The organism is Lysobacter sp. Root690 (assembly GCF_001427785.1).
In the GTDB taxonomy this organism is placed as follows: Bacteria; Pseudomonadota; Gammaproteobacteria; order Xanthomonadales; family Xanthomonadaceae; genus Lysobacter.
In genome coordinates this window covers 17,987-30,126 of record NZ_LMHM01000012.1, presented here as the reverse complement: position 1 = coordinate 30,126, position 12,140 = coordinate 17,987, and the positions used below count along the sequence as shown (strand labels likewise).

The 12,140-nt window shown below is 66.8% G+C and carries 11 protein-coding genes; 4 read left to right on the top strand and 7 right to left on the bottom strand.

The window, feature by feature from the left end; genetic code table 11:
- Positions 1-92 precede the first annotated feature (92 nt).
- Positions 93-227 carry a hypothetical protein gene (locus ASD86_RS28190; protein ID WP_255357273.1) on the bottom strand — a complete coding sequence of 45 codons (135 nt, stop codon included), beginning with the start codon at positions 225-227 and terminating at the stop codon, positions 93-95.
- On the opposite strand from ASD86_RS28190, the gene ASD86_RS08045 reads away from it, so the two are divergent.
- Positions 226-1,788, top strand: a complete 1,563-nt coding sequence (locus ASD86_RS08045; protein WP_056109297.1) for a sodium/sugar symporter — start codon at positions 226-228, stop codon at positions 1,786-1,788. The genes ASD86_RS28190 and ASD86_RS08045 overlap by 2 nt on opposite strands.
- Before the next feature lie 104 nt (positions 1,789-1,892).
- On the opposite strand, the gene ASD86_RS08040 is transcribed toward ASD86_RS08045, so the two are convergent.
- Positions 1,893-2,921 carry a LacI family DNA-binding transcriptional regulator gene (locus ASD86_RS08040; protein ID WP_056109294.1) on the bottom strand — a complete coding sequence of 343 codons (1,029 nt, stop codon included), beginning with the start codon at positions 2,919-2,921 and terminating at the stop codon, positions 1,893-1,895.
- Positions 2,922-3,049: 128 nt separating this feature from the next.
- Here ASD86_RS08040 and ASD86_RS08035 point away from each other — a divergent pair, with 128 nt between their 5' ends.
- Together ASD86_RS08035 and ASD86_RS08030 are read left to right on the top strand one after the other, a co-directional pair.
- Positions 3,050-5,665, top strand: coding sequence for a glycoside hydrolase family 3 protein (locus tag ASD86_RS08035; RefSeq protein ID WP_082578173.1), 2,616 nt, complete (start codon positions 3,050-3,052; stop codon positions 5,663-5,665).
- Between the two features lie 197 nt (positions 5,666-5,862).
- The gene (locus ASD86_RS08030; RefSeq protein WP_082578172.1) at positions 5,863-6,471 is read left to right on the top strand and encodes a response regulator transcription factor; all 609 of its coding nucleotides are present in this window, start codon (positions 5,863-5,865) and stop codon (positions 6,469-6,471) included.
- Between the two features lie 500 nt (positions 6,472-6,971).
- On the opposite strand, the gene ASD86_RS08025 is transcribed toward ASD86_RS08030, so the two are convergent.
- The 4 genes from ASD86_RS08025 to ASD86_RS08010 all read right to left on the bottom strand — a co-directional run bounded on the left by ASD86_RS08025 (position 6,972) and on the right by ASD86_RS08010 (position 9,668).
- Entirely contained in the window at positions 6,972-7,418 is a 447-nt protein-coding gene (locus ASD86_RS08025) for a copper chaperone PCu(A)C (protein WP_056109293.1), read from the bottom strand.
- A gap of 8 nt (positions 7,419-7,426) precedes the next feature.
- Positions 7,427-8,044 (bottom strand): SCO family protein, encoded by a 618-nt coding sequence (locus tag ASD86_RS08020; RefSeq protein WP_235567702.1) that lies wholly within the window; start codon positions 8,042-8,044, stop codon positions 7,427-7,429.
- A gap of 504 nt (positions 8,045-8,548) precedes the next feature.
- A complete protein-coding gene (locus tag ASD86_RS08015; protein ID WP_056109291.1) occupies positions 8,549-9,229 on the bottom strand; it encodes a hypothetical protein in 681 nt (226 codons plus the stop codon).
- Positions 9,230-9,344: 115 nt separating this feature from the next.
- On the bottom strand, positions 9,345-9,668 hold the full coding sequence (locus ASD86_RS08010; RefSeq protein ID WP_056109289.1) for a hypothetical protein: 324 nt from the start codon (positions 9,666-9,668) through the stop codon (positions 9,345-9,347).
- 258 nt (positions 9,669-9,926) lie between these two features.
- Between ASD86_RS08010 and sctU the strand changes: the two genes are divergently transcribed.
- Complete coding sequence (gene sctU, locus ASD86_RS08005) at positions 9,927-11,027, top strand: type III secretion system export apparatus subunit SctU (RefSeq protein WP_056109287.1); 1,101 nt, start codon at positions 9,927-9,929, stop codon at positions 11,025-11,027.
- A gap of 307 nt (positions 11,028-11,334) precedes the next feature.
- Here sctU and sctT read toward each other — a convergent pair whose 3' ends face one another.
- Positions 11,335-12,120 carry a type III secretion system export apparatus subunit SctT gene (sctT, locus tag ASD86_RS08000; protein ID WP_056109284.1) on the bottom strand — a complete coding sequence of 262 codons (786 nt, stop codon included), beginning with the start codon at positions 12,118-12,120 and terminating at the stop codon, positions 11,335-11,337.
- Between the last annotated feature and the right edge of the window lie 20 nt (positions 12,121-12,140).

Sequence of the window (12,140 nt, the reverse complement as noted above, 5' to 3'; positions counted from 1 at the left end):
TGACAGCGGTTGCGATGACGATGGCGACGTGGCACCGAGTCGCCCACGCCCTTCCAAGCCGTCATTCCCGCGAAGGCGGGAATCCAGAGACTTCAGAGCAATACCTCGGTGAAGCCCTGGATTCCCGCCTTCGCGGGAATGACGGTCTTGAGAGATGCGAAACGACGGCTGAAAACGGCAAGTAACAAACCACCCCGCAACACCGCCCACACCCCGCGGAATTCCATGAAACTTCCCTTGCTCGACACCATCATCGTCCTGGTCTACCTCGCCGGCGTGTTCGCCCTCGCGCAATGGGTCTCGCGCGAAAAGGCCGGTCACGAGAAAACCGCCAAGGATTACTTCCTCGCCAGCAAGTCGCTGCCGTGGTGGGCGATCGGCGCGTCGTTGATCGCGGCCAACATCTCGGCCGAACAGATCATCGGCATGTCCGGCTCGGGCTATGCGTTGGGGCTCGCGATCGCGTCCTACGAATGGATGGCGGCGGCCACGCTCCTCGTCGTCGGCAAGTTCTTCCTGCCGATCTTCCTGCGCAACGGCATCTACACCATGCCGCAGTTCCTGCAGGAACGTTACGGCAACCGCATCCGCACCCTGATGGCGGTGTTCTGGCTCGGCCTGTACGTGTTCGTGAACCTGACCTCGATCGTGTGGCTGGGTTCGCTCGCGGTCGCGCAGGTCACCGGCATGGACCAGATGCTGGCGCTCGCGCTGCTCGGCCTGTTCGCGCTCGCCTACCAGTTGTACGGCGGGCTCAAGGCGGTGGCGTTGACCGACATCGTGCAGGTCGCGCTGTTGGTGCTCGGCGGGCTCATGGTCGCCGGCCTGACCCTGGGCAAGATCGGCGACGGCGCCGGCGTGCTGGCCGGTTTCAACAAGCTGATGGCCACCCACCCGGATCACTTCAAGATGATCCTGTCGCCGGACAATCCGCACTACAAGGACCTGCCCGGCATCGGCGTGCTGCTCGGCGGCCTGTGGGTGATGCACGTGAGCTACTGGGGTTTCAACCAGTACATCATCCAGCGCGCGCTCGCGGCCAAGGACCTGCGCGAGGCGCAGAAGGGCATCGTGTTCGCGGCCGCGCTCAAGATCATCCTGCCGGTCATCGTGGTGCTGCCGGGCATCGCCGCGCTGATGCTGGCGCCGGGCCTGCAACGCTCCGACGATGCCTATCCGGCGATGATGACGCTGCTGCCCAGCGGCGTGCTCGGCCTGGTGTTCGCGGCGCTGGTCGCGGCGATCGTCGCTTCGCTGGCGTCGAAGATCAATTCGGTCGCGACCATCTTCACCCTGGACTTCTACGCCAAGTACAAGCCGCAGGCGAGCGAGAAGCAGTTGGTGCGGATCGGCCGCATCGCCGCGGCGGTGTCGATCGTGATCGCGATCGTGACCGCGCGGCCGCTGATCGGCGGGTTCGATCAGGGCTTCCAGTACATCCAGGAATACACCGGCTTCTTCACGCCGGGCATCGTGGTGATCTTCGTGCTCGGCCTGTTCTGGAAGCGCGCCAACGAGGCCGGCGCCTTGGCCGCGGCGCTGGGTTCGTTCCTGTTGTCGCTGGCGCTGAAGTTCGCCTGGCCGGAACTGCCGTTCGTCAATCGCGTCGGCGTGGTGTTCCTGCTCGCGGCCGCGCTGGCGGTGATCGTGTCGCTGATGACGCCGTCGGGCGCCGGCCGCGACCGCATCCAGGGCGATGGCGTGAGCTTCGCGACGTCGCCGTCGTTCAATGTCGCCGCGGTCGGTGTGCTGGCGATCCTGATCGCGCTGTACGCGCTGTTCTGGTGACGACAGCGACGCGCACATCCGCGTCCAGGCGGCGCGCGTCCAGGCGCGCCGCGCTCGGCGCGGCCGCGCGTTACGGCATCCGTGTTATCGGCCGGCGCGACGCTTCAGCGTCGGCGCGGCGCGCGGCCCTTGCCGATCGGTCCGGTCGACTGGCGCAACTGCAGTTCGTAACCGGCGGTGATCATCTGGCCGCCGTCGGGCGCCTTGATCCGCTTGAACAACTCATGCGTGGCCAAGCGTCCCATTTCGCGGGTCGGCTGGCGCACCGTGGTCAGCGGCGGATAGATCTGGCGCGAGATCGGCGTGTCGTCGAAACCGCACACCGACACGTCGCCGGGAATCGACAAGCCCATTTCGCTGGCGGTGCGGATCGTGCCGGCGGCCATGTCGTCGTTGGCGGCGAAGATCGCGGTCGGCGGGTTGTCCATCAGCAGCAGACGCTGAGCGCAGATCGCGCCGGTGTCGTAGTGGAAGTCGCCTTCGATCACCAGGCTGGGGTCGTACTCGATCCCGGCCGCGGCCAGTCCGTCGCGGTAGCCGTTCAAGCGCCACTGGCTGGCGCCGTGTTCGGGATGGCCCTTGATGTGGGCGATGCGGCGATGACCCAGCGACACCAGATGCGCCATCATCTCGCGCACCGCGCGCTCTTCGTCGAGGACCACGCCGATGCGGCCGCCGCGCAGCTTGGGCGAGATGTTGGCGTAGGGAATGCCGAGCTGGCCGAGCCGCTTCATCAGGCCCGGGTGATCGGTCAGCGGCGGCGTCAGCACCAGGCCGTCGGCGCGCGAGTGCTGGATGATCTCGTCGACATGGGTCACGAACTTGCGCTCGCCGTAGGTCACCGGCGCGAGCATCAGGTTGTAGTGGTGCGCGATGCAGGCGTCGAGCATGCCGGCCTGCACTTCCATCAGGTAGTTGCTCGACGGGTTGTCGTAGAGCAAGGCGACCAGGTACGAGCGCTGCCCGGCGAGGCTGCGCGCGGACGGGTTGGGCCGGTACTGGAGCTTGCGCGCCGCGGCTTCGACGCGCTTGCGCGTGTCCTCGCTGACGTTGGGTTCCTGATTGAGCACGCGCGAGACGGTCTTCATCGACACGCCCGCCGCTTCCGCCACATCCTCGATGCGAACCCGCATAGCCGGTCGTTTCCCTTGTCGCGTGTTCTGCGTATTTTGCCAGATCGCGCGGCCAATACTGCCATCCATCGCGCAACCCCGCATCGGCGTTGCGCGCATATCGTCATTACGGTCACCAGGAGCACTGCATGAAGGCATCCACCCGCGGCCACGTGTCCGCCGTCGTTCCATCGATCCAAAGCCGCTGGCCGGCGCGCCGGCGGCTGTCCGGATGCCTGGCCCTGGCCTTGCTGTGTGGGCCTGTCGCGGCCGCCGACGGGGTCAAGCCGGAAGCCGCGAAGACCGCTTCGGCGACGATCGATCCCGCCCACTGGCCGGCGCTGAAGGCGCCGATCCCGCGCGACGCCAAGCTGGAAGCGCGGATCGCCGCGCTGCTGGCGAAGATGAGCGTGGAAGAGAAGGTCGGCCAGATCGTGCAGGCCGACATCAACAGCGCCACGCCCGAGGATGTGCGCAAGTACCACATCGGCTCGGTGCTGGCCGGCGGCAATTCCGAACCCGGCGGCATCTCCGAGCCGGGCGGCAATTACGCCGCCGCGCCGCAGGAATGGCTGGACATCGCCGACAAGTTCTACAACGCGTCGATGGACGCCAGCGACGGCAAGGTCGCGATCCCGATCATCTTCGGCATCGACGCGGTGCATGGTCACAACAACCTGATCGGCGCGACCTTGTTTCCGCACAACGTCGGTCTGGGCGCGACCCGCAACCCGGAGCTGATCCGCCGCATCGGCGCGGCGACCGCGGCCGAGGTGCGCAGCACCGGCATGGAGTGGACCTTCGCGCCGACCCTGACCGTGCCGCGCGACGATCGCTGGGGCCGCACCTACGAAGGTTATTCGGAAGACCCGCGGGTGGTCGCCAGTTACGCGGCCGCGGCGATCGAAGGCCTGCAGGGCAAGGTCGGCACCAAGCAGTTCCTCGACGGCTCACACGTGATCGCGTCGGCGAAACACTTCCTCGCCGATGGCGGCACCTTCGAAGGCCGCGATCAGGGCGATGCGAAAATCGGCGAAAACGAGCTGCGCGACGTGCACGGCGCCGGTTATCCGCCCGCGTTGAAGGCCGGCGCGCAGACGGTGATGGCGTCGTTCTCCAGCTGGCAGGGCCGCAAGATGCACGGCAACGCCGATCTGCTGACCGGCGTGCTGAAACAGCGCATGGGTTTCGACGGCTTCGTGATCGGCGACTGGAACGCGCACGGTCAGCTCGACGGATGCAGCAACGAAAATTGCGCGGCCGCGTTCAATGCCGGCGTCGACATGCTGATGGCGCCCGACAGTTGGCGCGGTTATTACGACAACGCGCTCAAGCAAGTGAAAAGCGGCGAGATCAACATGGCCCGGCTCGACGACGCGGTGACCCGGATCCTGCGGGTCAAGCTGCGGTTGGGCCTGTTCGAGGCCGGTGCGCCGTCCAAGCGCCCGCTCGGCGGCAAGTTCGAACTGCTCGGCAGTCCCGAGCATCGCGCGATCGCGCGCCAGGCGGTGCGCGAGTCGCTGGTGCTGCTCAAGAACGACAATCGGGTGCTGCCGATCTCGCCCAAGGAACGCGTGCTGGTGCTCGGCGACGGCGCCGACAACATCGCCAAGCAGTCCGGCGGCTGGACCTTGAACTGGCAGGGAACCGGGCTGAAACCGACCGATTTCCCCAATGCGCAATCGATCTGGACTGGTCTGCGCGAGCAGATCGAAGCCGCCGGCGGCCACGCCGAACTGGCGGTGGACGGCAAGTACAAGGACAAGCCCGACGTCGCGATCTATGTCTACGGCGAAGACCCGTACGCCGAATTCCAGGGCGATCTGCGCACGCTCGCGTTCCGCCCGACGCGCAATCCCGAGCTGGAGACGATCAAGCGGCTCAAGGCCGATGGCATCCCGGTAGTGAGCGTGTTGTTGTCGGGACGGCCGTTGTGGGTCAATCGCGAGATCAACGCGTCCGATGCCTTCGTCGCCGCATGGTTGCCCGGTTCGGAAGGCGCCGGCATCGCCGATGTGCTGCTCCGCAACGATCGCGGCGGCATCGCCCACGACTTCAAGGGCAAGCTATCGTACTCGTGGCCGCGCACCGCGGTGCAGGTGGCGAACGTCGGCGACAAGGAGTATTCGCCGCAGTTCGCGTTCGGTTATGGGCTGACCTATGCCAAGGACGCGAAGGTCGGCGTGTTGCCGGAAGATCCGGGCACGGCCGATATCGACCAGCGTTCGATGCAGTTCCTAGGCCGTGGCGCGTTGCCACGCGGCTGGACCTTGCGGGTGGATTCGCAAGGTAAGCAGGCGAATGCGATCAAGCCGCCGCTGGCGTCCGCCGACGGCGCGATCGCGGTGTCGGCGGTCGACTACAAGGCGCAGGAAGATGCGTGGCGGGTCGAGTGGAAGGGCGACGCCAAGGTCGAATGGGTCGCCGATACGCCGCTGGAACTGGTGCGCGAAACCAATGGCGACGTGCAGCTGCTGATCACGCTGAAGGTCGATGCGGTCGGCGCCGGCGACGCCAACCTGCTCGCCGCGTGCGGGCCGAAGTGCGAGGCGAAGGTTCCGTTCGGCGAGATCCTGCGCGGCTTGCCGCGTGGGCAGTGGCAGCGCATCGGCGTGCCGCTCAAATGCGTGCGCGCGGGTGGTGCGGACATGGGCAAGCTGATCGTGCCGTTCGGGTTGCAGGCATCGAAGGGCACGTCGATCACCTTGCACGAGGTCGCGTATGGAACCGACGCGGAGCAGGTGGTGGACTGCAAACGTCAGTAACCGGCGTAAGTAATGCGCGGCGGTAATTTTGCGGCAGCAATACCGCGCATCGCCGCGCATCCCCTCCGTCTCCCTCTCCCTCTCCCGCTCGCGGGAGAGGGCCGGGGTGAGGGCCAACGCCAACCACACCCCTGGACACTTTGTCCTGGGGCAGTTTGCCGCAGTGCCGCCGCGCGCCCGCGGGTTTAGGATGCCGCATGAACGCATCGATCTTCGCCCGACCCGTTCTCGGCGGCCCGACCGCCAGCGGCCCGGCTGCCAACGGCGTGATCGTCGACGACGACGCGGCCTACGCCGCGACCTTGCAGCGCAGTCTGGCGCGGCGCGGCATCGAAACCCGCACCGCAGCCGACGTACGCCAAGCGCTCGATCTGGCCCTCGCGCAACCGCCGGGCTTCGCCCTGATCGACCTCAAGCTCGGCGCGGAATCGGGTCTGCAACTGATCCGCCCGCTGCGCGAACTGCGCGCCGACATGCGCATCGTCCTGGTCACCGGCTACGCCAGCGTCGCTACCGCGGTCGACGCGATCAAGCGCGGCGCCGACGACTATCTGCCCAAGCCGGCCAGCGTCGCCGCCATCCTCGCCGCGCTGGGTCTGGAACCGCACGACGGATCGGCCCTGCCGATCGCGCCCGACACCATGACCCCGCTGCGGCGGCTGGAGTGGGAACACATCCAGCAGGCGCTCAACGACACCGGCGGCAACATCTCGGCGACCGCGCGATTGCTGGGCATGCATCGGCGTTCGCTGCAGCGAAAACTCGGCAAGCGGCCGGGGCCGGAGCGCAGTTCGATCGGGTTGTGACCGACGGCGGCACCGGCCTCGCGCTACGCTCATCGCGAAACCCGCCCGATCCATCGTTGTCACGGACGCTATCTGTAGGAGCGGCGCAAGCCGCGACCGCCATGCGGCCGTTGCGTCGTTGCCGGCCGAAAGCGGTTGTCACGATGGCCCGATAGCGGTTCTCGCCGTGGTTGCGGATTCGCGGTCGCGGCTTGCGCCGCTCCTACAGGTAGCGTCCGGCGCAGCGATGGTCGGCGACGATCGATTTTCGATTCGATAGTCCGTAAGTCGTCGACCTTGCGCTTCATCACCGCGCAACCCGCCCGATCCGTGGTCGCGACGATTGCTTCCTGTAGGAGCGGCGCAAGCCGCGAACGCCATGTGGCCGGTTGCTTGGTCGCGGGCCGAAGGCGGTTGCCGCGATGGTCCGATAGCGGGTTGCGCCGTGGTTGCGGATTCGCGGTCGCGGCTCGCGCCGCTCCTGCAGGTAGGGTTCGGCGCAGCGATGAAGCAATTTACGACTACGGCGCGCCCGCTCCCAACGGCCGTACCGGCGCCTGCACGGTCTGTTCACTGTGTTTGCCGCCCGCGTCTTCGAACACCAAGGTCAGCGTCACCTGCTCGCCGGCGCTCAGCGGCCGCTTCAGGCCGATCAGCATCACGTGGTAGCCGCCGGGCGCGAGCGCGACCGCCTGCCCGCGAGGCAGCGGCACCGCGGCGACTTCGCGCATGCGCATCATCTGGCCTTGCATCGCCATCTCATGCACTTCGGTGTTCTGCGCGACATCCGAACGCGCGCCGATCAGGCGCAGGTCGCGGCTCGCGGTCAGGCGCATGAAGGCGCCGGTGGCGGTCTGCTGCGGTACGGTCGCGCGTACCCACGGCGTGTCCACCGCGACTTGCGCGTGGGCGACGCCGGACAAGGCCAGCGAGAGGATCAATGCGGCGATCGGCTTAGTCATCGTCATGGGTGGGCTCACAGAATCTGGCGGAGGTCGTGCACGCAGTCGGGCGCGCTCTGTTCGTGGCGCAGGGCCAGGCGCAGCACGCCGTCGGCGTCGTAGACATAGCTCAGCGCGGAATGGTCGATGGTGTAGGTCGATCCGGTCGGCACCTTGGCGTAGATCACGCGGAAGGCCTTGGCGGTTTCGGCGATGCGCGCGGGGCTGGCGGTCAGGCCGAGAAAACTCGGATCGAAGGCCTGGGTGTAGGCGCGCAGCACCGGCGGTGTGTCGCGTTCCGGGTCCAGGGTGACGAACAGCACCTGCAGGCGTTCGGCGTCGCGGCCGAGCAGTTTGCGGATCTGCACCGCGCGGGTCAGCGCGGTCGGGCAGACGTCGGGGCACAGGGTGAAGCCGAAGAACAGCAGCACCAGCCTGCCGCGGAAATCGGCGAGCGTGCGTTCGCGTCCGTCGGGATCGAGCAGGCGGAAGTCTTTGCCGAAGTCGCGCCCGCTCAGGTCGATGCCGTGCAGGGACAGCGGCTTGCGGCCGCCACAGGCCGACAGCACGGTGGCGGCGGCGAGGCCGGTCAGCAGGCGCCGGCGCGCGAACGAACGCGGCAGGCGGGCGAGAACGGTGGGGCGGTCGGGCACGAGCCACCTCGTCGATGCGGAAAGCGGCATTGCAGCATCGGCGCGGGGTTGGCGGATGTGGCCGAGTGTCGCAGGCGGTTCGGTGGCGTTGTTGCGATAGGACTGGCGCGGGGGATCGATGGCTCGTGCTGCGTCCGCTTTTGCTCAATGCGGACGCATCGCCCAATACGTCGATGCAAGCGAAGCTTCAGTGCTTCATTGGTATCGCGATCTCGAAGATCGATATCGGTAATGCGCGCTGCTTACATGCTGCGCGTATTCGCCTGAAAGATCGCCCACCACTCAAGCGCCGAGGTGCGGCGCATCCCCGATATCCGGCGCTGCCATCGCTATCGCTATTGCTATCGATAAAACGCGTCGCTTAAATGCTGCGCGTATTCGGCTCAGGGATCGCGCATCACTCAGTCGCCGGGATGCGGCGCATCCTCGCTGTTCAGCACTACCATCGTTATCGATAAAACGCGCCCGATAAAACGCGCCGCGTACACGCCGCGCCGATTCGCCTCAAAGATCGCGCACCACCCAACCGCTCGGATGCGGCGCATCGTCGGTATCCAGCGCCGCCTGCGCGACCGCGTCGGGCGACTTGCCGTCGCGCCAGGCGGCGGCGATCGCGGCGAGGCGTTCGCGGGTCGCGCGGGTGTAGGCGCCCTCGAGTTCGTTCTGCGCATCGGCGGCGAGCTTCTGCGGGTACAACGTGCGCGCGTCTTCGCTGCGGTTGAGCAGGGCGACCAGATGCGACAGCGCGCTGCGGAAGGTCGCCGCGCCCAACGCGGTGCGTTGGGTGCGTTGCAGATGCCAGACCGTCAGGTACTCGACCGGACCGAGCAGGCGCCGCGGCGTGGCGCCGAAGAAATGTCCGGACAATGCGCTGACCGCGACCGGCCCGCTCGCGTCGGGCAGCCGGGTCGCGCCCCAGGAACTCAGCGCGCCGCCGGGCAGGTCCATGCGCCGCAACGCGGTGCCGAAGGTGTCGGCCAGCAGGCGCTGGGCGCGCGTGTCGTCGCTCTCGGCGACCACCCCGAGCAGGCGGATGAACAAGGGATAGCGGTCCTCGCCGAGGCGACGCACGACCCGCTTGAGCACGGTCAGGCGGTACTCGGGGTCGCTGTGCGCGGCAAGCGCCGAGATCAGGCGATCGGCGCCAGCGCGCAGGGCTTCGGCGGAGGGAGCGGTATCGTTCACGGAACAACGCGGATGGCGGCGATGACGGCTAGCCTAGCGCAGGCGCGCTGCTTCACGGCGGGCAGGTCCACGGCGCGCAGGCGGGTTTGCGGATGAGATGGATGCCGCGCCGGACTCAGGCGGTCAACGAATCCAGCACCGCGTCGGCGCCGCGATCGGCGGCGGCGGACAGGTCCATCGAGCCGAGTTCGCTCTCCAGGCCTCTGTCGCCCGAGAGCAGGCGCTCGCCGGCGGGTACGTCGCGCCAGGCGTCGGCGTTGAGCACGGTCTCGCCGGCATCGACCGCGGGCGGGGCATGGGCCGGAACCGCTTCGGCGACCGGCGAGGCGTGCTGGACTTGCTGGTCCGGCGTCGTCTCGCGCCCGCGCAGGGCTTCGAGCGCGGCCTGGCTGTCTAAGCCGGTGCGGTCGATGCGCGAGTCGGGGCCGATGCTGCTCATGCGGGGCGGGTCACGGGTGAAGTCGGGGGGATGGAAGGAATGTAGCGCCGGGGGGTGACTCGGCCAACTCGGGGTGACCCTAGGTGGGCCGGGCGGTTCATGTCCTGCTTCACGCTAACCGGCGATGGACGGCGCGGATCGCGGTCAGGCGGCTCGAGAATACCTCGCTGGCCGTGGCCCGCGGTTTGCTGACACTCGCCACTTCCGCCTTGCGCGACGCGTGCTAGCCTCGTTCTCCCCTCGCTGCAAGGGCCGCGCATGGCGAAGGACCAGGGCGCCGACAAGACCGAGCCGCCCACCCAGAAAAAGATCCGCGACGCGCGCAAGGAAGGCAACGTCGCCAAGAGCAAGGAGCTGACCAGCACCGTGCTGATGCTCGGCTGGGTGGTGTGCGGCTGGATGATGCTCGACTTCATGCGCGCCAAGATGATCCTGCTGTTCGACACCAGCCTGAAGGCGATCAACCAGCCGTTCGGTGACGCCCTGCGCGAGGTCGGCGGGGCCGCGTTCGACACGCTGCTGTGGCTGTCGTTGCCGCTGCTGGGGATGGCGGTGTTCCTGGGCGTGGTGATCGAGTTCCTGCAGGTCGGGCCGGTGCTGAGCCTGGGCAAGGTCAAGCCGAGCCTGGACAAGATGAACCCCGCCGAGGGGCTCAAGAAGATGTTCTCGGTCGACAACCTGGTCGAGCTGGTCAAGTCGGTGATGAAAAGCTCGGCGCTGATCGGCATCGGCGTGTTCGTGATCTACAAGATGCTCGCCCAGCTGATGATGCTGCCGTACGCGCCGGCCGAGGCGATGGGTGCGGGCATCTGGTACGGCCTGGTGCGGATCGTGATCTGGACGATCTTCGTGTTCTTCTTCGTCTCGGCGATCGACGTGTGGTACCAGAAGTTCTCCTACACCAAGCAGTTGCGCATGAGCCGGCGCGACATCCAGCAGGAGGTCAAGGAGAGCGAGGGCGACCCGTACGTGAAGAGCCGGCGCCGGCAGTTGCATCAGGAGTGGTCTCAGCAGAGCATGCTCAATGCCGTCCGCCAATCCAATGTCGTCGTGACCAACCCCACGCATATCGCCATCGCCCTGACCTACGAGCACGGCACCACCGACCTGCCGGTGGTGGTGGCCAAGGGCGAGGGCTATCTGGCCGAGGAGATCAAGCGCGCCGCCACCGAGGCCGGCGTGCCGATCCTGCAGAACGTGCAATTGGCGCGCGGGTTGCACGAGCATGTCGAACTGGACGACTACATCGGCAACGAATTCTTCGAAGCGGTGGCCGAGGTGTTGCACTGGGCCGAGACCGTGCGCCGTCTGCGCGACGGCGACACCAGCGCGCCGGAGTTGCCGCCGCCGTTGGAGTGATGGGGCGGGGCGAATGGCCTCACTGCGTATCCGTCTCCCCGAAGTCGCGCGCCATCCGAAGTGTGCGCCATCCCGATCTAAGTTCCCCTCAACCGAAGGGGTTCCCCCCTTTGCAAAAGGGGGCCAGGGGGGATTCGCTTTTGCTCTTGCTCCTCAGTTCCTAAACAGCAACAGCAAAAGCGAATCCCCCACGTCCGCTTCGCGGCCGTTCGCCCCCTTTTCCAAAGGGGGCAAAAGCCGAAGCCACACGGGCCAACATGAGCGAAGCGCGAAGGCGACTCGATGCGCCGCGACTCACCGCAACCGATCAGCCGCCAAACACCCGATTCAACGCATCAAGCAGCCCGCGATTGCCGGCCAACCGATCCAGCACGATCTCCACATACACGCCCAGCATCAGCAGAATGATCCACGTCGCCAGCCACGCCTTGATCGGCATGGTGATGGTGAACACGTTGAGCTGCGGCGCGAAGCGATTGACCAGGCCGAACGATAGATCGATCAGCAACAGCACCACCATCGCCGGCGCGGCCAGCACCAGCAGCGCGGTCATCAGGTAACTGAACTGGCCGACGAACAACTCCATGCCGGCCTGATGCAGGTTCGGGAAGAACGAATTCACCGGCCACATCGCGTAGCTCGACAGCAGCAGGTCGAGGAACACCAGGAACGCGCCGCTGGCCATGAACAGCCACGAGGCGAAGTGCGACAGGAAGTTGCCGTGCAGCGAGGCCTGGTGGCCTTGGATCGGATCGAACACCTGCGCCAGGGTCATGCCGACCTGGGTGTCGATGACGTTGCCGGCGGCGCTGATCGCCCAGAACACCATGCCGTAGCAAAAACCGATCGACACGCCGATGAACAATTCCTTGAGGATGATCGGCGCCCACGACAGCGTGCCCAGCTCGTTCAAGGGCACTCCGTTCATCGCCACCGGGATCGCGATGATCGCCAGGCTGACCATGAAGCTGTTGCGCACCAACGGCGGCATGTTTTCGTTGGTGATCAGCGGCAGCATCATGAACGCGCCGATCACCCGCGGCAGCACCAGTCCCAGCGCCAGCATGATGTTGCCGACCGAATCGAAATTCATCGGCGTGCGCGCCGCGCGAG

What these genes read in the sequence shown, in the direction of transcription:
- ASD86_RS08025 (WP_056109293.1), bottom strand. Translation starts at nt 7,418, where the DNA reads ATGACGATGACTAAGCCGATCGCCGCATTGATCCTCTCGCTGGCCTTG.
- ASD86_RS28190 (WP_255357273.1), bottom strand. Translation starts at nt 227, where the DNA reads ATGGAATTCCGCGGGGTGTGGGCGGTGTTGCGGGGTGGTTTGTTACTT.
- ASD86_RS08035 (WP_082578173.1), top strand. Translation starts at nt 3,050, where the DNA reads ATGAAGGCATCCACCCGCGGCCACGTGTCCGCCGTCGTTCCATCGATC.
- ASD86_RS08010 (WP_056109289.1), bottom strand. Translation starts at nt 9,668, where the DNA reads ATGAGCAGCATCGGCCCCGACTCGCGCATCGACCGCACCGGCTTAGAC.
- ASD86_RS08040 (WP_056109294.1), bottom strand. Translation starts at nt 2,921, where the DNA reads ATGCGGGTTCGCATCGAGGATGTGGCGGAAGCGGCGGGCGTGTCGATG.
- sctU (WP_056109287.1), top strand. Translation starts at nt 9,927, where the DNA reads ATGGCGAAGGACCAGGGCGCCGACAAGACCGAGCCGCCCACCCAGAAA.
- ASD86_RS08030 (WP_082578172.1), top strand. Translation starts at nt 5,863, where the DNA reads ATGAACGCATCGATCTTCGCCCGACCCGTTCTCGGCGGCCCGACCGCC.
- sctT (WP_056109284.1), bottom strand. Translation starts at nt 12,120, where the DNA reads ATGAATTTCGATTCGGTCGGCAACATCATGCTGGCGCTGGGACTGGTG.
- ASD86_RS08045 (WP_056109297.1), top strand. Translation starts at nt 226, where the DNA reads ATGAAACTTCCCTTGCTCGACACCATCATCGTCCTGGTCTACCTCGCC.